General features: G+C 43.8%; 16 protein-coding genes and 2 pseudogenes. 4 read left to right on the top strand and 14 right to left on the bottom strand.

Annotated features, from left to right (window positions below; translation table 11 throughout):
- Positions 1 to 12 precede the first annotated feature (12 nt).
- A pseudogene (locus B1L02_RS03590) lies at positions 13 to 3092 on the top strand (two-component regulator propeller domain-containing protein).
- Positions 3093 to 3191: 99 nt separating this feature from the next.
- On the opposite strand, the gene dxs reads toward B1L02_RS03590, so the two are convergent.
- The 3 genes from dxs to xseB form a co-directional block, all read right to left on the bottom strand.
- Complete coding sequence (gene dxs, locus B1L02_RS03595; RefSeq protein ID WP_088529952.1) at positions 3192 to 5063, bottom strand: 1-deoxy-D-xylulose-5-phosphate synthase; 1872 nt, start codon at positions 5061 to 5063, stop codon at positions 3192 to 3194.
- A gap of 164 nt (positions 5064 to 5227) precedes the next feature.
- The gene (gene ispA / locus B1L02_RS03600; RefSeq protein ID WP_088529953.1) at positions 5228 to 6127 is read right to left on the bottom strand and encodes a (2E,6E)-farnesyl diphosphate synthase; all 900 of its coding nucleotides are present in this window, start codon (positions 6125 to 6127) and stop codon (positions 5228 to 5230) included.
- Positions 6127 to 6366 carry an exodeoxyribonuclease VII small subunit gene (gene xseB / locus B1L02_RS03605; RefSeq protein ID WP_088529954.1) on the bottom strand — a complete coding sequence of 80 codons (240 nt, stop codon included), beginning with the start codon at positions 6364 to 6366 and terminating at the stop codon, positions 6127 to 6129. The genes ispA and xseB overlap by 1 nt, the downstream gene beginning before the upstream one ends.
- Positions 6367 to 6600: 234 nt before the next feature.
- On the opposite strand from xseB, the gene pomA reads away from it, so the two are divergent.
- The 3 genes and pseudogenes from pomA (at position 6601) to B1L02_RS03620 (ending at position 8990) form a co-directional block, all read left to right on the top strand.
- On the top strand, positions 6601 to 7368 hold the full coding sequence (gene pomA / locus B1L02_RS03610; RefSeq protein WP_010372079.1) for a flagellar motor protein PomA: 768 nt from the start codon (positions 6601 to 6603) through the stop codon (positions 7366 to 7368).
- A 2-nt stretch (positions 7369 to 7370) separates the two neighbouring features.
- A pseudogene (locus B1L02_RS03615) lies at positions 7371 to 8299 on the top strand (flagellar motor protein MotB).
- A gap of 232 nt (positions 8300 to 8531) precedes the next feature.
- Positions 8532 to 8990: a hypothetical protein gene (locus B1L02_RS03620; RefSeq protein WP_223191934.1), complete on the top strand. Its 459-nt coding sequence runs from the start codon at positions 8532 to 8534 to the stop codon at positions 8988 to 8990.
- Between the two features lie 60 nt (positions 8991 to 9050).
- Here B1L02_RS03620 and B1L02_RS03625 read toward each other — a convergent pair whose 3' ends face one another.
- From B1L02_RS03625 to mrdA, 11 genes are all read right to left on the bottom strand, one after another.
- Entirely contained in the window at positions 9051 to 10253 is a 1203-nt protein-coding gene (locus B1L02_RS03625) for an aromatic amino acid transport family protein (RefSeq protein ID WP_174694548.1), read from the bottom strand.
- A gap of 253 nt (positions 10254 to 10506) precedes the next feature.
- On the bottom strand, positions 10507 to 11583 hold the full coding sequence (locus tag B1L02_RS03630; RefSeq protein WP_088529958.1) for a tetratricopeptide repeat protein: 1077 nt from the start codon (positions 11581 to 11583) through the stop codon (positions 10507 to 10509).
- A 148-nt stretch (positions 11584 to 11731) separates the two neighbouring features.
- Positions 11732 to 12697 (bottom strand): lipoyl synthase, encoded by a 966-nt coding sequence (lipA, locus tag B1L02_RS03635; RefSeq protein ID WP_010372064.1) that lies wholly within the window; start codon positions 12695 to 12697, stop codon positions 11732 to 11734.
- Positions 12694 to 13347: a lipoyl(octanoyl) transferase LipB gene (lipB, locus tag B1L02_RS03640; RefSeq protein WP_088529959.1), complete on the bottom strand. Its 654-nt coding sequence runs from the start codon at positions 13345 to 13347 to the stop codon at positions 12694 to 12696. The genes lipA and lipB overlap by 4 nt, the downstream gene beginning before the upstream one ends.
- A gap of 19 nt (positions 13348 to 13366) precedes the next feature.
- Positions 13367 to 13645, bottom strand: coding sequence for a DUF493 family protein YbeD (gene ybeD, locus B1L02_RS03645; protein ID WP_010606146.1), 279 nt, complete (start codon positions 13643 to 13645; stop codon positions 13367 to 13369).
- Positions 13646 to 13811: 166 nt separating this feature from the next.
- Positions 13812 to 14351: a hypothetical protein gene (locus B1L02_RS03650; protein ID WP_088529960.1), complete on the bottom strand. Its 540-nt coding sequence runs from the start codon at positions 14349 to 14351 to the stop codon at positions 13812 to 13814.
- Positions 14352 to 14480: 129 nt separating this feature from the next.
- Positions 14481 to 15062, bottom strand: a complete 582-nt coding sequence (locus B1L02_RS03655) for a hypothetical protein (RefSeq protein ID WP_088529961.1) — start codon at positions 15060 to 15062, stop codon at positions 14481 to 14483.
- Positions 15063 to 15478: 416 nt separating this feature from the next.
- On the bottom strand, positions 15479 to 16642 hold the full coding sequence (locus tag B1L02_RS03660; RefSeq protein ID WP_010372052.1) for a serine hydrolase: 1164 nt from the start codon (positions 16640 to 16642) through the stop codon (positions 15479 to 15481).
- Positions 16643 to 16683: 41 nt separating this feature from the next.
- The gene (locus B1L02_RS03665; protein ID WP_088529962.1) at positions 16684 to 17457 is read right to left on the bottom strand and encodes a septal ring lytic transglycosylase RlpA family protein; all 774 of its coding nucleotides are present in this window, start codon (positions 17455 to 17457) and stop codon (positions 16684 to 16686) included.
- A complete protein-coding gene (gene rodA, locus B1L02_RS03670) occupies positions 17457 to 18563 on the bottom strand; it encodes a rod shape-determining protein RodA (RefSeq protein ID WP_017216356.1) in 1107 nt (368 codons plus the stop codon). Before rodA ends, B1L02_RS03665 begins: the two co-directional genes overlap by 1 nt.
- On the bottom strand, positions 18560 to 20428 hold the full coding sequence (gene mrdA, locus B1L02_RS03675) for a penicillin-binding protein 2 (protein WP_088529963.1): 1869 nt from the start codon (positions 20426 to 20428) through the stop codon (positions 18560 to 18562). Before mrdA ends, rodA begins: the two co-directional genes overlap by 4 nt.
- Position 20429: the final 1 nt, after the last annotated feature.

Below are 20429 nucleotides of genomic sequence, written 5' to 3' on the forward strand. Positions count from 1 at the left end.
GATGGAATCGAGATGACAAGGCTATTGTTTTTCATTTTCACTTTGCTGCTACCAATGACGAGTTTTGCGGCGATAGATGATTACGTGGTTAAACAGTGGAATATCCAAAGTGGATTACCGTCACAAAGCGTTAAGAGTGTCGTTCAAGACAATCAGGGCTATATCTGGATTGGAACTCAATTTGGTCTAAGCCGGTTTGATGGCCATCAATTTCAAAACTTCAACACGCAAAATACCGAGTTTTTAAATAGCAATGCCATCAATAAGTTGGTGGTGGATCGATTTGGCATGCTTTGGGTTGGCACACGTCGAGGACTGTTAAGACTCAATCCACAAACCTTAGAGGCTCGACGTTTTGATTTACAGGGGCCTGTACGGGATATCCTGCAAGATGAAGACGGCGGGATCTGGATTGCTGCAAATGGTCTGTATTATGTTTCCGCTAAAAAGCTGACCTTAGCTGCCAATAACATAGAGCAAAGCACGTTAGACGTTACTCAAATCAATCAAATTGTAGGCTCAGTGACTAAAATGGCGCTAGTACCTGATGGTATCTGGTTAGTAAATGAGCGTCACTTGCTTAAAATCAGCGAATCAAGTAACCGCACTGGCGATGGGGTTAGGCTTGAATTGGCGAGTAAAGTATCACTACCCGAACAGTTAGCACAAACCATCATACATGACTTAGCTTGGGTCGATGGAAAGCTGTTTTTAGCGTCGGAGCTGGGCGCGTATTTTCTAGATATTGATGAAGTATTACGCCGTTACCAAGAAGTAGGTAATAACGCGGTATATAAGTTTCTTAACGATAAAGAAGGTGGCCTGTGGGTTTCCACCTATGGTCGGTTGTTATACCGACAAAATAATGGCATTTGGCAAGCGGTTGAACCAATTCAACTAGACCAGAGCATCTGGTTTGCCGATATTTTTATGGATGACGATGATAATATTTGGCTTGCCAGTTTAAATGAGGGGCTTTGGCTTGCTCATTCAGGTAAGGTTGAGCGTCATCATATCGGCCAACGGACAAATCAAGCTATTTCAGCCATTACTCAAGGCCCAAATGGTCAATTGTGGGTGGCTAGTAGAGAAGGTCTCGGTATTATCGGGCTAAATGATAGTTATCAGCCCGTGCTCACAAGTGCTCAGTTAAATCGCTCTGTAATACACGATTTAGAATTTCTTGGTGAAAAGCTCATTCTCGGTACTGATCGCGGTGCGCTTATCTACGAAGATGGCACACTGCAAAAGTTAAATGAGCGAGAACTCAGGCAAAATCCTGTATTTTCACTTAGCCCTTCAAACCGAGGAGGTATGTGGTTTGGTACGGGGAGGGGGTTGTATCGTCTGGATTACAAGGGATAACGCCGTTTGCCTATAATGCCTTCCTAGGTAGCCAATTCGTTACTTTTGTTGAAGACTTCCCAAGGTACGGTTTTATAGGAACTAATAAAGGCGCTTATCGTTATAACGATAAGGGGATCGAAAAAATTGGTTCTCAAACGTCCTTGGATACCGCTTATATTACCAGTATTCTGCATTTGGATACTGTGACGACTTTAGTTGGATCCCTCAATGATGGGTTATTCTATCGCACCTCAGACGGGGATTGGTACCAGCTTGATGCTTCAAATGGTTTGCCTTACGGATCGATATTTTCGCTGCATTATGACAAGAGCAACCAGCTCATCTGGGTGAGCACGATGAAAGGGGTGTATCGCATGCCCGTTGCGCAATTTGGTCACGCTATAGAGAGTTTGCAAGTTGAACAAGTAATAAGCCCATTTGATAGACAGCTTGATGGCAGACCAAGCCAGTGTTGTTCAGGGCTTGGGCATGATGCAGTGGTTGAAACCGAGTCTGCTATTTTTTACCCCAGCTTACAAGGTGTTGTTGAGATCCCTAAAAATGTCCAGCTTTTTGGTGGCGGGGATTTATTGCCAAGATTAGAATCACTGTCTACCCACGATAGAGTATTTAGCACCGAGTCATTAAATCAAGTGATCCAGCTTGATACTTCTGAGCGTGATCTAACTATCAATTATACCGCAATCGACTTTTACGCGCCGCATAGCATTGAATTTAGATACAAGCTAAAAGGGCACGATACGCAGTGGCGTGATGCCCAGTCACGACGCGAAGCAATTTATACTAATTTACCACCAGGAAACTTCACCTTTGTTTTAGAAGCTAAGCGCCAAGGGCAAGATTGGGAGCAGGCGAAGGTGCTTAACTTATCCATTATGTTACCGCGCCGTTTCGATGAGACGATTTACTTTAGGCTGTTTATTACCTGCGCGTTTATCTTTATGTTCTATCTGATATTTTGGGTATTTAGAGCGCAAGAAAGAAGAAAGCAAGCAGCGCTAGAGGCGTTGATAGCTGAGCGTACTACAGAGCTCAGGAAAGCCAACGAAAAGCTCAATCAGGTTAACACTCAGCTTAAGCTTGTGAGCCACTCAGATGAATTGACGGGACTACGTAGTCGTCGCTTCCTCTTTGATCAGTTACCAAAAGATGTCGAGCATTATCAGCGCAATGCACAGTCGCTGCAGGCTCAAAATAAGAGCTTGGTATTGATGATTATGAACATCGACGATTTCAGCAAAATTAATGACTCTTACGGCCCGATTGGCGGTGATAGTTGTTTGCAGCAATTAGCTACGTTACTCAATACACGAACGCAAGGTTCTGATTATGTCGTCCGTTGGAGCGGTGACGAATTCTTATTACTATTGCGCGACTTTAGCAGAGATTTTATTGAAGAGTATGTTAGCGACTTATGTAAGGCGATTGCTGAAACGGATTACCGCTTACCGAATGGTAAAACGACCAAATTGACGGTGTCGATGGGCTGGTCATATTATCCATTACCACTACTGGGCGGCAAGGTTATTGGTTGGGAATCATCTGTGAACCTAGCTGATATCGCATTACATCAGGTCAAACAACGTGGCGGTGATGGTGCTGCGACAATCTTCTTTGACGATCAATTGGATGCATTCGAATTTGAGCAAAGCGCGAATATAGAGTCTCAGTTACAACTTCTGCAAAGCAATGGACTTGCGGAAGTAAGAGTGTGGATGAGGTAAAGCTCGTCACTAGCTTTTAAACTGTCAACGTATCTCAAGACGAGAGATGGAGAATAAAAAAGGCTTCCAAATGGAAGCCTTTTTTAGAACTGCTCAGAGTCAAGACTGTGGATTTACCCAAGCCTTAATTTGCTGACTTATTCCTTCACTGCTTAAGCCCAATTCAGCGTGGATCTCAGTTTGCGAGCCATGCTTAATAAACTCATCAGGTAGGCCGAGTAGTTTGATTGGCTTTAGATGACCTTGAGCTATTAGATATTCGCTCACAGCAGAGCCTGCACCACCAGCAATCGCATTGTCTTCAAGTGTTACAAAGCGCTCGTGAGTTACCACTAACTCTTCGATAAGTGCGGTGTCTAAAGGCTTTACAAAGCGCATATCCACAAGTGTAGCATTTAGCTCTTCGGCAACAGTTTGCGCGTTTTCGAACAAAGTACCAAAGCTTAAAATAGCGAGCTTTTCACCTTCTCTCACTACTTTGCCTTTACCAATTTCTAGCTCGGTCATTTCGGAGGTAATGTCTGCGCTTCCTGCACTACCTCGAGGGTATCTTACCGCAGCTGGCCTATTTAGGCGGTGACCAGTATAGAGCATTTGGCGACACTCATTGAGGTCGCTTGGTGCCATGATCACCATATTAGGAATACAGCGCAAAAAGCTTAAATCATAAGCCCCTTGGTGTGTTTCACCATCGGCACCAACGACACCTGCGCGGTCAATAGCAAAAAGTACTGGTAGATTTTGTAGTGCGACATCATGAATGAGTTGGTCATATGCGCGTTGCAAAAAGCTAGAATAGATTGCAACAACTGGGTTGAGGTCTTCACAAGCGAAGCCCGCAGCAAGCGTTACTGCATGTTGCTCAGCAATAGCGACATCGAAATACTGAGCCGGATACTCTTTAGAAAAGCGCACCATGCCAGAGCCTTCACGCATTGCCGGTGTAATAGCCATCAGCTTATTATCTTGTGCGGCCATATCACAGAGCCAGTCACCAAACACTTTTGAAAAGGTCGGTGCGCTGGGTTTGGATTTGGGTAAGCTATGCACGCTTGGATCAAACTTAGGCACTGCATGATAACCAATAGGGTCTGCTTCTGCTGGTTTATAGCCTTTCCCTTTTTGGGTTTTAACGTGTAATAGTTGAGGACCTTTTAAGTTTCGCATATTACGCAGCGTATCTACCAGCGTCTCTACATTATGTCCGTCAATTGGCCCTATATAGTTAAAACCTAGCTCTTCAAAGAAGGTACCAGGGATTATCATCCCCTTTAAATGCTCTTCCATGCGACCTGCAAGCTCTTTAACTGGAGGCACGCCGGACAGCAGTTTTTTGCTGCCTTCGCGAATATTGGTGTAAAAACTACCAGAAAGGATCTTCGCGAAATGATTTGTAAGTGCGCCAACGTTTTCCGAGATAGACATTTCGTTGTCGTTTAGGATCACTAACATATCCGGATTGATGTCGCCAGCGTGGTTCATGGCTTCAAATGCCATGCCTGCGGTCATTGCACCATCACCAATAACGGCGACGGTTTTACGTCCAATGCCTTCCTTTTCAGCAGCAATTGCCATACCAAGTGCCGCTGATATTGAGGTACTAGAATGGCCGACACTAAACGTATCGTATTCGCTTTCTTCTCTATAGGGGAAAGGATGTAAGCCATCCTTTTGGCGAATAGTATGCATCCGATCTCTTCGGCCTGTCAGTAGCTTGTGCGGATAGGCTTGATGACCTACATCCCAAACTAGCCTATCGCTTGGTGTGTTATATACATAGTGTAAAGCCACGGTAAGCTCTACAGTGCCTAAGCCAGATGCAAAATGACCGCTACTTTGAGAGACTGAGTTCAGCAAATACTCGCGAAGCTCATCACTAAACGCGGTTAACTTGTGCTGGGGTAATTGACGGAGTTGACTTGGGTCGTCAATTAACGCGAGTAAAGGATACTTGCTACTATCAAGTTTCATGGTATTTATCAGAGTCCTAAGTGAATCTCAGCGCAATTCCTCGCGTGGTTCACTTCATAATTATTAAAATTCTTCACTAACTGGCCATGATATTATGTTAGCCAGCGTTTACAAAGTACTTGTGACTATTTTCTTAGCTTGGCGCAGTTATTTTATACGTCAGCTTAATATTCTCGATCTATGATGTATTTTGCTAAATCTGCAAGTATTTCTGTGTCACCGTCGATTACTGTAAGTGCATCCAGTGCCTCATCTATCAACTGTTCGGCTTTTTCTTTTGCTTGCTCTAAACCTAACAATGCAGGGTAGGTAGACTTATTATGTTCCAAGTCAGAACCCTGTGGCTTACCAAGCACTATCGTGTCACCTTCTACATCAAGAATGTCATCTCTGACTTGGAATGCTAGGCCAATTGCACGACCATAAGTGCGTATTGCATTACATGCTTGCTCCGTAACTCGCTCTGGATTGCCGCATAAGATCCCAAGCTCTACAGCACAGCTTAGCAGCGCACCTGTTTTTAGCTTATGAATGCGTTCAAGTTCCTCTATGGTAATTGAACGATCGGTCGCGGCTATATCAAGCGCTTGACCGCCAACCATGCCCTGTAGACCCGATGCCTTGGCTAGCACTGAAATCATTTTTATTTGGGCATGTTGGTTTACTGCGAATTGATGTTCACTTAACAGCTCAAAAGCCAGAGTTTGTAAGGCATCACCGGCTAAGATAGCTGTCGCTTCATCGAATTGAATATGGCAAGTTGGACGGCCACGCCTAAGTTCGTCATCATCCATTGCGGGTAAATCATCGTGCACCAACGAATAGCTATGAACGCACTCTATGGCGGCGGCGGCCTTGTCTAAGTCTGCTGGAACCGCACCAAATAGCTCACCAGTGCAATACACTAAAAATGGTCGTAAACGTTTACCACCATTTTCTATGCTGTAACGAGTAGCAGCTTTTATATTCTCTTCGGTATCAAGCACACTATCAAAATAGTGTAAAACGGTGTTCTCAACACGAGTTTTAGCAAACAGGAGCTTTTCTTGTAGTTTTGCTGACATTAGGCTTCGTTATCAAATGACTGTAATTGTGCTTGCTCATCTTCGCCCATCAAAATAGCGACCTGTTGCTCAGCTTGCTGAAGTTTTTGGTTTGACGCTTTTGCGAGCTTTATCCCACGCTCAAATTGTTTAAGTGCTTGATCGAGAGGTAGGCTACCGTTTTCCATGTCTGCAACGATTTGTTCCAACTCTTGCATGGCCTCTTCAAAGCTCAAGTTATCAGGTTTTTTTACCGCCATATGTCACGCTGACCCGTAAAGTAAAAGTGTGGCAATTTTAGGGGGATTGCGCGCCAAGGTCAAAAAAACCAGAGACTTTTTGATCTGACCGAGTATCGGCATTACAAGATCTGCTATAAACTCGCATTTTAAACACTTTTTAATATAATAGTGTTAAGTTGTAGAAAAACTTGCCGATAACTCAAACAATAATAACTGCGTGATTTATCACAAATAACTTCCCCCGGAGGACATGTGGATTTAGCAACGGTAATAGGGATCCTGGGTGCCATAGGTTTAATTGTAATGTCCATGGTACTAAGTAGTGATGGCCAGATCGCTATGTTCTATAACACGCCTTCCGTCGTTATCGTATTTGGTGGTTCAATTTTTATCGTATTGTCTAACTTTACGCTTGGACAGTTTTTCGGAATTGGTAAAGTGGCCGGAAAGGCCTTTATGTTTAAGATTGAAACCCCAGAGGAGCTGATTGAGAAAGCCGTTGAGCTTGCTGATTCTGCGCGTAAAGGTGGTTTTTTAGCATTAGAAGAAGCCGAAATTCCCAACCAGTTTATGCGTAAAGGCGTCGATATGCTAGTCGATGGTCATGATGCTGATGTTGTACGTGCCACACTGCAAAAAGATATTTCCCTGACGTCTTCAAGACATGAACTAGGCGCGGGTTTATTTAAATCCCTCGCAGATATTGCGCCTGCGATGGGCATGATCGGAACTCTCATAGGCTTGGTGGCTATGTTGTCTAACATGGACGACCCGAAAGCAATCGGGCCAGCTATGGCCGTTGCACTTTTAACAACTTTGTATGGTGCGTTCTTAGCTAACGTGGTAGCGATCCCTATTCAGGTTAAACTTGAGCTTCGTAAAGATGAAGAAGAGCGAAACCAGCGCCTTATCTTAGATGCAATCTTAGGCATTCAAGATGGTCAAAACCCAAAAGTTATTGAAGGCATCTTGAAAAATTATTTGCCTGAGTCTAAACGTGGCGCTGAGGCTGAGGAATAATCATGTCAGATGAGAAAGAATGTAAATGCCCCCTCCAGGTCTTCCGGCCTGGATGGGAACGTTTGCTGATCTCATGTCGTTGTTAATGTGCTTCTTCGTACTGCTATTGGCATTCTCCGAAATGGACGTGCTGAAGTTTAAGCAAATTGCAGGATCGATGAAGTTTGCTTTTGGTGTGCAAAATAAAATTGAAGTAAAGGATATCCCTAAAGGTACCAGCGTTATCGCGATGGAATTTACCCCAGGTAAGCCAGAGCCAACACCAATTGAAACGATTCAACAGCAAACCGTAGAAATGACGCAACAGATGCTTGAGTTTCAGGCCGGTGATGAATCGTCTGCGGGTGGTCGGCAAGAGCAGCGCGGCAATAAGCGTGGTGGTGAGTCGGCCAGTACTGCACAGGAAATGGCGTCAACGCAAGCAATTGCTTCTGCAGACCAAGAGCAAGTAAACGAGCTTGTTAAAAAGATTGCGCAGCAGCTAGAGAAGCAAATAATGGATGGTGCAATTGAGCTTGAGTCACTAGGACAACAAATCATTATTCGTATTCAAGAGAATGGTTCTTTCCCTGCAGGCAGTGCGTTTTTACAACCTAAGTTTGAACCTGTGATTGCTGAAATTGCAGAATTACTTAAAGATGTACCCGGTGAAATTACTGTTTCGGGTCACACGGACGATTTTAGAGTCACTAACGAACTTTACTCCAATAACTGGGATTTATCGGCGACGAGAGCGGTCGCTGTTGCGACTGTGATGGAGCGTGTTCGTGGTTTTGATAAGAACAGAATGGTCGTGGTTGGTCACGCAGACACCAGACCGCTTGTTCCCAATGACAGCGATGCTGATAGACGCCGCAATAGGCGTGTTGAAATCTCAATTTTACAGGGTAAACCTAAAGAGTCAGACCCTATTGAAGTGAGGCAAAATTAATTACAGTTTATTGCCAAGTTACAGGGAATTCGCTAAAGTTCTAGCTGCTCTACAAACTCTCGATAAGGATAAAATGATGAACATTAAAAATTATAGATTACCAGGTGATAACGGCTCAGGCGGCGACGAGGAAAATGAAAAAAAGCCAAGTGTGGGTCGTTAACGGTCTATGTGGTTAGCTTGGGAGCCTGTTAGGCTCTTCTTTGTAGATTACAGCATATGGGTCTCATTCGTGGCTGTTTTTTTGTGTTTGTTGGTACGAGATGTAAAGGCGCTTCGATACGCCAGCCTTATTGCTATTTTTTACGTTTTGGGGGCGTTTAACGCTGATTACATTAGGGCGGCTGATCCAGATAGAATCTACCGATATATCTATTGGGCCTTTTCAGACATTGCCTTTATGGCAATTATTGCTTACTGGGCTGTTAAAGATAAGATGTATCTTTGGCAAAGTATTCTTGCCCAAATAATCATTATTCCAGCTCCGCTATTACAGTTTTTTAGACTTGTCGACAGACATTTTATGGATCTCTCCTATTCAACTTACCTGTACCCTACAATTATTCCTATGGTTAATGTGGCTACTCTGTGTTTAGCATTTGTGCCAGTCTTTACCTTTTGGAAGCTAATGCAAGATAGAAAAGAAGCGAGACTGGCTAGGGAAAATAGATTAGCAGAAACTACTAGTTAACCTAAACCTCGGATAATTAATGCCTTATCTAAGGTTCATGTTAATTTGCAGTTGCTTTGCTCACCCTAAACTAGGAATAAGACCAGCCATTTGCATTAGCTGAGAGGTAATGATCATCACACCGAAAATAGCGGCAAGTCCTAGTCCAAGCGTACCACCTTTAACCTGATATCCATCATTACCTCTAACTTTCCTCTGTTTCCATACCATAGCAACAGGTAGAAATACCGCTAACACCACGAGCGCAATCGCTGCATATCCCAGTGCCATAATAAAGCCCTTTGGATAAAAGAGGGCAAAGCCAAGCGGTGGTAAAAAGGTAATGAACGCCGTTTTTATACGGTCTTTCTTGGTATCTTGCTTTTTAAAGGCATCAGCAAAAAAGTCGAATAGACCGAGACTCACACCTAAGAATGAGGTCGCGAGTGCTAAATCTGCAAATATCGTCACAAATAATTGTACGTTGTCGTTGCGTGCGATAGACGAAATACTGGTGACAAAACCCGGCAGCCCCTCACTTGCCATTAAGCTCTCTTGCCCCATAACGCCTTGGCTCAGTAACTGCCAAAACACATAGATGATAAGTGGAAGGGAAGCACCAAACATCATTACTTTACGTAATTGGCGGATATCTACGCCCACGTACTTAACGATTGACGGAATTGAGCCATGAAATCCAAATGAAGTGAAAATGACAGGAATTGCCGCAATAACAAGTCCTTGCTCCACTGGCATATCGATAAGATGTTGGCCATGAACATAGGGAGTCAGGATAAAAAACAAACTCGCGAGCACGATAACTTTAATGGTAAATAGTAATTGGTTAAGCTTATCGACGGTACTTGTGCCTAAAGTCACTATGGTTGCTATGATAACAGCAAGCAATACTGAACCGAGTTGGGGAGTGATCTCATCACCTAATACACTAACCAGTTTGCTTTGAAGTTGTGCACCACCTCCCGCGATATAAGCTGAACAGAGTGCATAGAACAAAAACACCATCGAAAAATTTGCCACATATTGGCCCGCTTTACCGAGTAAGTTTTTCGCCAGTGTATTTAGCGTTGCGTCTTGATCTGCGTATTGATGTACTTCCAGCATAAGTAAAGCGGTATAGGTCATTAACAACCATGTGATTGCTAATAATGCGATAGCGGTAGAAAAGCCGAGTCCTGCTGATGCAATAGGGAGGGCGAGCATACCCGCGCCAATTGTAGTACCTGCTACAATCAGCATGCTGCCCAAAGTTTTATTCTTAAGCACGTTTTGCCCCTGATTATTATTATCTGGTGAGGCAAGATATAACGAATAGCGAGGAAATGAAACCGTTTTGCTGCTAATACCAATTCGCGTATAAAATTTATGCGTTAAAAACAAAAAAGCCGCATATCAATATGCGGCTTACTCTACTCACTGATATTTTCATCCAGTGAATTTGTGCTTGTACCTTTAACTTTTATATAAAGTCTTCATCTCTCATGAAAATGCACCGTATCAAGCTAACTTACCTAAGAGTCTATTGTGCTCGCACTAAATTGTCAAACCAATCTTGACCTCTCGCACTGAGCGACTTTAGCACAATAAGGTCACTTTCACCGTCGGGTAGCTTCAACCTTAAATGCTCATCAAGCGCAATTGCGCGCTCCAAATGGATGCGGATCTCACCCAGCGTCCAGGCCATACAATCTAGCTCCTCAGGTAAGCCTTCGCTAAAATCTATACGAGTCTGATAACAGGCTATATTCCAATGCATACGAGCTCTGACGGACTCACTCATATCTGAAATGGAAAGTGCGCTTTCTAGCAGCTTGATGGCTTCTGCGAGCTTGCCATCTCGGCTGAGTGCTCTGGCTTTTATGCCAATTGCTCTTGCATGGTTTGGATGGATGTTGGTAAGAATGTCATCACAAACCTTAATTGCTTCATCGTACTGTGTGTTTGCAATCAATTCCCTAGCGCGTTGGAGTGCGATTTCTACGGTATTCTTACGTGCTATTTCATACTCTTCTTTCACCTTTTGTTGGATGTCATTGAATTCATCTTCGCCAACGTAGCGCTTGTAGGCGCTAGAAACGAGTCCTACACCACCAAAGCCGCTTAAAATAGAGAATGAAAAGATTTTAATCCAAGTCCAAAATGCTTTATCAGAACCGGTAATTGAGTCATTTTCCCGTTTCAAATTGTGCTCTACGACCACTTTGATAATACGGTTGATCTCAACGGCGTTATCGTTATGCGCAGATGAAAACATCGCAACAGGAATGAGTATTTCGTCATTGTTTTGATGGTGGGAGTCGTGCTCCCCATTTTGATATGATTTAAATGCATACTTACTGACCGGACTGAAGTCTGCAGCGCCCGCCATGGTGAGCACACCGATTGCCATAAATGCTGAGATCACACCGGCTAGAATGACACCGAATCCACCTAAGTCCCAGTACTCTGGGGCGGCGCTATTCGCACTCTTGAATTTAGGTTTGCGAAACTTATATGACGACGTTGAACGCATCGCTTGCAAGAGCCCACCTAAGCTGCCTCCAAGCACCACAACGGCAATAAAAATAGCGTAAAAGCTGATTGGTCCGTATTCCATATTATTATTCTAAGTAACTGAACTTTGAGTATTTTACATTGAATTTACATGAATGCGTAGAGGGGAGGTCGGAAATTGTATGGATATTGCTCCTACTTACGACTAGGAGCAATATACGTGTTACTTGAACTCAAGTTCGGAGCAGAAGTTATTTTACTTCTTTACCGGCGGCTTGCTGATCCGCATGGTAGCTAGAGCGTACAAATGGTCCGCAAGCTGCGTGGCTAAAGCCTATCTCGTCGGCATATTCTTTTAGCCCATCAAATTCAACCGGTGGCACGTAGCGTTTTACTGGCAAGTGGTGCTTTGAAGGTTGCAGATATTGGCCTACGGTGAGCATATCTACATTATGCTCGCGCAAGTCTCTTAAGACTTCTTCAATTTCAGAGATTTCTTCGCCTAGTCCAACCATTAAGCCTGACTTTGTTCTTACCTCTGGGTGCATTTCTTTAAAGCGGCGTAGTAATTCGAGCGACCACTTATAATCGGCACCTGGACGCGCTAGCTTGTAAAGTCTTGGTGCAGTTTCAAGGTTGTGGTTGAATACATCTGGTGGTGTTTCACTCAAGATTTCAAGCGCTCTATCCATACGACCACGGAAATCAGGCACGAGAATTTCGATTGTAATACCTGGGTTGTGCTTACGGATCTCACGAATACAGTCAGCAAAGTGCTGCGCACCACCGTCGCGCAAATCGTCACGGTCAACAGAGGTAATAACAACGTAGCTCAACTTCATGTCTTTGATGGTAAGTGCAAGCTTTTCCGGCTCTTGGGCGTCAGGTTTTAGCGGACGACCGTGGGCCACATCGCAGAATGGACAGCGGCGAGTACAAATGGCACCTAAAATCATAAAGGTTGCTGTACCGTGATTAAAGCACTCAGAAAGGTTTGGGCATGACGCCTCTTCACAAACAGAGTGTAAGCCGTGCTTACGCATTGCTTGTTTAATGCCATCGATACGTTCACTTGATTTTGGTAAACGGATCTTTAACCACTCAGGCTTTCTCAGCATTTCTTCGCGTTCTGTCGGCATGACTTTAACTGGGATCAATGCCATTTTTTCAGCATCGCGGAGCTTTACCCCTGGCTCCATTTTGACTGGTTTACTCATACGTTTTCAAACCCTTCAGTGTATTCGACATGCTCAGCATTAATGCGTTTTAGCATGTGTTTTACCAGACCAGCCCCCGCTTCAGCGACGGTTTGAGGTCCATTAATTTCGCTACTTTGCACCATATTCATGCCCGCATAACCACAAGGGTTTATTCGTAAAAATGGACCAAGGTCCATATTAACGTTGAGCGCGAGACCATGAAACGAGCAGCCACGGCGGACTCTAAGTCCAAGAGATGCTATCTTGCTATCGTTGACGTATACACCTGGTGCATCGGCTTTAGCGTAAGCCTCTATCCCATATTCTTTTAGGGAGTCGATAATGCTTTCCTCTAGCCAAGTGACAAGTTCACGTACCCCTATTTTTAATCGTCGTAAGTTGAGCAGTACATAAAGCATTTGTTGCCCAGGACCGTGGTAGGTAACTTGGCCACCGCGATCCACTTTTACGACGGGAATGTCGCCTGGCGCCAAGACATGCTCTTCTTTACCGGCTTGACCTTGTGTAAAAACAGGCTCATGTTCCACCAGCCAGATTTCATCCGCTGTGGTGTCATCACGTTCATCGGTAAAAGATTGCATTTTGTGCCAAATTGGCTCGTAACTACAAAGGCCGAGTTGGCGCACAATTAACTGACGAGATTCCATAACTAGGGGTCCTTACCAACTACAGGATGTAACGGACGTCTTCGATGCCACCGATCTCGGTATAAATCTGCTCGATATGCTCTTTGCTGGTTACGGTAACGACAAGAGATACGGCTTCATAGGTGCCTTTGCTGCTTGGTTTAACCTTTGGTGCATAATCACCCGGTGCAATAACCTGCAGTTTGGCTAGGATCTGATCCGTCAAATTGACATTTGCTAGGCCCATAATCTTGAATGTAAATGGGCAAGGAAATTCTAAGTATTCATCAAACTTAGTATTTTTAACTGGTTTTACCACGACGGTATCCTCACAACGAACTACTTGCTGACGCCTTTATTTGGTCACTTAGCGGCTCTTTCAAGCCTTGAGTTGCCAAGGTCGTCATTTATTGGCCGCATTCTATCATTTTTGGCGCAAAAAAAAACGTCCACGATAAGGACGTTTTTGTTGAGTCATTTTGAAGCTAGCTTTCACCATTGATTACGTCTTTACAATCATCAAAAACTGCTAAAGTAGCTAATAGAAGGAAGCAGTGATTGCTAATTGTTAAGCCTTCCGAGTCAAAGAAAAGTCGAAATACTGTTGTTGTTAATAGTAGTATCAAAAGCGCTGTTTTGTTGCGTTTCAAGGTCTTTACTATGTTTCTTTTAGACTGCTTGGTTCTAGCGCTAAGAATTCGCACCAGCTGATAAATGATGATACTAACTACGGCAAGATTGATGGCGGTAATAAGTATTGAGGGAGGTGAGAGAGTAACAATACTGACCAATAGCAGAATAAATATTGGAATGTATCCCAAATGCTTCATATTGGCTTTTTCCGCTTGGGTATGGTTAAGCTGCGTAGCAAGTTGATAAAGTGCGCCGTACAGAGCAATATAAAAACCAAGATACAATAGTACAGGTTTATTTAAATAATCACTTAGTATGAAGCAGACAATAAATACAGCCATGCTAATGTGGATGTAGATAGGAGATTCTTTAAAGTATTGAGTAATAGTCATTGCGTCGTTTTCCTTTTTTCGCTTTTCTTGCGACTTTGGAAATTGTTGTTTGGGGTGTAAAAAGTCAATCGGTATTTAACACTGATTGACTTTTATCAAAATAGGCTATTGCGAGAACTCTAAACTAGTTTAATCAGTCGCAAAAATATTCTCACTAATAATATGGTTTAGGAACTGTATGTAGCAGCTAAAAATAACCATATAATTAGCAGCCAACGCTCCTACGGACATAGATAAAAAAGGTGTGGTGCACATAACAACAATGAGTAGCAGGTTAACAGAAAGAATAAACCTCGACTTGGTTTTTAACCTCTCCTTTATCGCGTCAATAGCGGACATTTTTCTTATTTTATACACAACTCTTATAACATGGGCTGTTAATAACATAGCGAATGCAATGTTAAAAAGTGTGAGTAGTAGGTATTCAAGGTGCAGCCCGCCAATACCTATACAAGCAAACGCTAACATAAGCAGTAACTGTATCCAGTGCTGTCTACCGTAAGCTATGAGCGTAACTTTTGCACAAGCTCCTTGTTCTTTTGCCACTACGGATAGTAAATCCCAAGCAACTATAATTAGCGCCATATAAAAACCAATATATAAAAGTAGGCTTGACTTGTATAAAATAGCAGAGGAAAGCAATAATACTGCAATAGTCAATTTGGCTACTGGTAAGCCTGGTTTTAGATATATACGATCTATGTAGTTCATAGGAAAGCCTTTAGTGTGTATCACCTATTAGATTAACATCTCTCTACTTCTTCCCGCTCATAACAGCCACCACCGGTATAAGTTAAGATATTCTGCTGAACAAAAACCTCCGAAGAGCTACTGGGGCGGCTGTCATTATTTCCACAGTCGCTAGGAGTTTCTGCACTTCACCATTATTACCGCGATTGTCGCCATCATCATTTAAATATCCTTTTATTTATAGTTCGATTTTGTACCTAAAATTGATTATTACAAATTGTTTTTAAATTGTAAACTTAAAGTGATTTTTCAGCCGTGTGGTATATTGAAAAGGGGTCTTAGATTAGAAAGTATGAATGTCTGGGAAGGTAGGGGGAATGAGCTTTATAAAAAAGATAAGCCAACCGTCTGTCTCGGCTGGCCTATCAGATAAGGAATTATTGCGAGATCTGTAAACGTAGATAGTCGTAGATTTTGCTAAAGAATCCACCTTCTTGGATCTCTTCAAGTGTAACCAGCGGATATTGTGCTACGTCTTCACCTTCAAGCTGTAAGAACAAAGTACCAACTTTAGTGCCTTTTGCTAGCGGCGCTTCGAGCGTCTTATCTAACTCAAAGTTAGCCTTTAAGTTCTTGCTTTGACCGCGTGGAATAGTAATAGGAGTGTCTTCCATAATGCCAAGCGATACGGTTTCTTTGTTACCCATCCATACGCGCTGATCGGCAAAAGCATCACCAGCTTGGTAAGGGGTAATGGTTTCAAAGAAACGGAAGCCGTAGTTAAGCAATTTTTTGCTTTCAACTTTACGCGCACGTTCGCTCTCTGTCCCCATGACCACGGCAACAAGACGCATATCATCTTTTACCGCTGAAGTAACTAGGCTGTAGCCTGCATCCGAGGTGTGGCCTGTTTTAATGCCATCCACTTCAAGGCTTGCATCCCAAAGTAGTGAGTTACGGTTATATTGCTTTATACCGTTGTAAGAGAAAGATTTTTTCTTGTATAAAGCATATTCATCAGGTACATCACGAATAAGCGCGGCACCCAATGTTGCCATGTCTCTTGGGGTGGTGTAATGTTCATCAGTATCTAAACCATGGCTGTTAATAAAGTGGGTATTCGTCATACCCAGTTTTTCAGCATGTGCATTCATCAGATCGGCAAACGCACTTTCGCTACCAGCAATGTGCTCGGCCATTGCAACACAAGCATCATTACCAGATTGAATAATAATCCCGTGGTTTAAGTCATCAACACTAACCTGCTTGCCCACTTCAATAAACATTACCGATGAACCAGGAAAATTCTTAGCCCACGCTTTTTCACTAATGGTGACCTGATCAGATGGACTAATGTTACCTGCCGCGATTTCGGTACCAATAACATAACTGGTCATCATTTTGGTTAAACTTGCTGGCGCTAGCTTAGTATCAGCTTCGCCCTCTGCAATCACCTTTCCAGTTGTGAAATCTACAAGGAAATAGCCTTTCGCATTGATCTGCGGCGGCGAAGGAATAATTTGTGCACTGGCACTCATAATAGAGAAAGTGCACACCAGTCCAAGGACTTTTTTAACGATTTTTGGTTTGATAGAAGTCATTATGCTCGCTTTTTTGTTTATCGGCATTCATTGCGGTTATTCTAAAGTTCCTGCTCACTGTAAAGCAAGAAAGCACGACTAAATTGACCTTGTTGTAAGGTTTTTAGTAGAGATTGTGCTTGATTGTCGTCGGTAATTGGGCCGACTCTAAGCTTGTACAGGTTGTTTTCAAACGTGATGGGTGTGCCTAACCCCAATTCTTGTTTTAACTGACCTGCTAATAACTGTATGTTTTCAAGTTTACTGCCAGCAGCAACTTGCACATAGGTTAGCCTTGGAGACTCGCGCGATAGAGTAATGGCTTCGACCTTAACGCGCGCTGTACCCTGCAGGTGATAGCCTAGCTTGTAGGCAGCAGCGTAAGATAAGTCGATTAATCTATCGTCGTGGAATGGGCCTCGGTCGTTAATTCTAACGATGGCTGAGCGTCCGTTGTCTAAGTTTGTTACTTTGGCAAAGCTGGGGAGTGGCAGCGTCTTGTGTGCCGCTGTCATATCGAACATATTAAAAATTTCACCATTTGAGGTGTGGTAGCCGTGGAATTTACGGCCGTACCATGAGGCTATGCCTTCTTGTAGATACCCATGTTCGTCTGAGATTGGTGTGTAACGTTTTCCAAGTACAGTGTAGGGGCGGTTGGCACTCACGCTCTTTTTTTCGTTGGTGACAATGGCATCCTGCATTTCCAGTTCGGTAGGTTCGCGCAGTGGCGCTTTATCATGACGAATATGATAACGGCTACCACAAGCGCTGAGCACGCTTAACAGGGCAAATACTAAAACCAGCTTTGAAATCAGGGTAATACGAACAGTCATTATTTTAACAACATCCTCTTATCTGTTGCGATTGCCATAATAATGCCAAAACCAGCCATCAAGGTCACCATTGATGTACCGCCATAGCTGATCAGGGGCAGTGGAACACCGACTACCGGTAAGAGACCCGAAACCATTCCAATATTTACAAAGACATAGACGAAGAAGGTCAAAGTTAGTGCCCCTGCGAGCAGCTTACTGAAAGCATCTTGTGCTTGCACCGCAATATATAATCCTCGACCAATGATAAAAAGATACAAGCTGAGTAAAATGGTGACACCTAACAAGCCAAACTCTTCGCTCAACACCGAGAAGATAAAGTCGGTATGGCGCTCGGGTAAAAATTCTAATTGAGATTGGGTTCCGTGTAGCCAGCCTTTGCCCTCAACGCCACCGGAGCCTATGGCAATTTTCGATTGGATGATATGGTAACCAGAGCCCAGCGGGTCGCTTTCTGGATCTAAAAAGGTCAGTACACGTTGCTTTTGATAGGCATGCATTCCGTAATGCCAAAACGCATAGCCACCGGGTACCGCGAGTAATAAACCAGAACCGATTAAACGCCAACTTAACCCAGCTAAAAAGAGCGCAAAAATACCAGAACTGGCAATTAAGATGGAAGTACCGAGGTCAGGCTGCTCTTTGATCAGAATGGTCGGTACTAGCACAATCACAAAGCCGATTGTTAAATTCAAAATACTAGGAGGTAAGTGTGAACGGCCAATAAACCAAGCGACCGTCATGGGCACGGCAAGTTTCATTATTTCTGAAGGTTGAAAGCGGGTAACACCTAAGTCGAGCCAGCGCTGAGCCCCTTTACTACTGACTCCAAAAAACAGCACGGCGACGAGCATGCCAAGACCCAAGAGATAAACTGGGATAGCCACACGCTTAAGCGTATTGGGGGAGAACTGCGCCATAAATAGCATGGCGACTAATGCACCAAACATGCGTGTGCCATGGCGCATCATCATGCCCATATCTTGTCCACTAGCACTATAAACAATCGCGAGACTACCAATCATCATCGTAATCAAGGCTGCAAATAACGGTAGGTCGATATGGACTTTTTCAAATAGCGAACGCGGCTTATTCAGCGGGCTCATTGCTGTTGCTCCTTCTCAAGCGGGTAGGCTGAAAAGTAATAATCCATCACTTGTCGTGCCATTGGCGCTGCGATAGCACTACCACCACCTTGGTTTTCGACCACCACGGTAATAACAATTTGAGGGTCATCAAAAGGTGCAAAGCCCACGTAGATACCGTTGTCTCGGTGTTTTTCTTTTAGCTTCTTGGCATCGTATTTTTCGCCTTGAGCAATACTGATAACTTGTGCGGTACCTGTTTTACCTGCGTGGTCATAGGTCACGCCTTTAAATGCATTCTTCGCGGTGCCTATTTTTACCGTGTTGTGCATGGCTTTTAATGCGATATTCCAGTGATAAGGGTTTTTCAACACAACGGGTGGCTTTTCTTCCGTAAACAGTTGCTCCACTTCAGTGTCTTGCTTAGAGATTTGTACTAAGTGAGGCTGTCGGTGTATACCTTTATTAACCAAAATGCTCAGCGAGTTAGCTATCTGCATTGGGGTAGCGGTCCAATAGCCTTGTCCTATCCCAACAGAAATCGTATCTCCGGGGTACCACGACTCTTTAAAACGTTCTCTTTTCCATTCAACCGATGGCAAAATGGCGGAGGTTTCTTCATGAATATCGATACCAGAAAGCTCACCAAAGCCAAACTGGTTCATAAAGTCGCTAATTTTGGTTATGCCGAGTTTATATGCGGTTTCGTAAAAATAGGTGTCACAAGACTGTTCAATAGCCTTGTACACATCAACGTGTCCGTGACCCCACGGACGCCAGTCACGCCATTTATGTTTTACGTTGGGAATTTGAAAAAAACCGGGATCCCATATTTCGGTGTTCTCTTTCACCACACCTTCTTCCAGCGCAAGCACTGCAAGGTGAGGTTTCACTGTGGAAGCAGGTGCATAACGGCCTTGAGTTGCACGGTTGATAAGCGGTCTGTCTGGGTTGAGCAAGGCTCGGTAGTCTTTGCCGCTAATCCCGTGAACGAACAGATTCGGGTCGTAACTTGGGTTGGAATAGAGCGCTAAAATTCCGCCATCGCGTGGATCCATGACGATGATCGCGCCTCGGGTGTCTTTAAGTACGTGTTGTACTATTTGTTGCAAGCCGATATCAAGCGTTAGCACCAAGTCTTTACCTGGTTGTGGCGTTTCCATGCTTAATGTACGAATGATACGACCGCGGTTATTCACCTCGACGCGACGAGAGCCAACAATACCATGCAGCTGCTCTTCATAAAACTTTTCGACACCGAGTTTGCCAATATCATGGGTGGCACGATAGTTAGTGTCTTTTCCCTCTAGCTCTAGGTCAAAGAGTTCTTCTTTGTTCAGTTTTGCGACATAGCCAAGGGCGTGAGTGAGGGTGTCGCCATAAGGATAATAACGGGATAAGCGCGCTTCAACACTAAAGCCAGGCAAGCGGTGTTGGTTAACCGAGAGGATCGCAACTTCTTCTTCATTCAGACGACCCTTTAGTACTTGGCTCTTGAAGCGGCGGTTATGTTTGATTTCCTTTTTGAAATCTTCTACTTCTTGCTCAGAAATTTCGATGAGTTGACGTACAGAAACTAATGATGCTTCGAGATCTTCAACGTCTTCTGGGATCACTTCAAGGTTGTAAACAGGGCGATTTTCGGCGAGCAAGACACCATTGCGGTCGTAAATCAGACCACGGTTAGGGGCGACCGGAATGACTTTTATACGGTTATCGTTGGAGCGGGTGCGATAGGTCTCGTGCTCGGTTACCTGAAGCTTGTAGACATTGTGAAACAAGATCCCAACAATAATAACGACAAAAACAAAGCCGACAAAGGCCCGTCTCGCAAAGAGGTTAGCCTCGGCAGAATGATCCCTAATCGTCGGCCGTTTTTTTATCATT

This window comes from Pseudoalteromonas piscicida (genome assembly GCF_002208135.1).
Lineage (GTDB): Bacteria > Pseudomonadota > Gammaproteobacteria > Enterobacterales > Alteromonadaceae > Pseudoalteromonas > Pseudoalteromonas piscicida_A.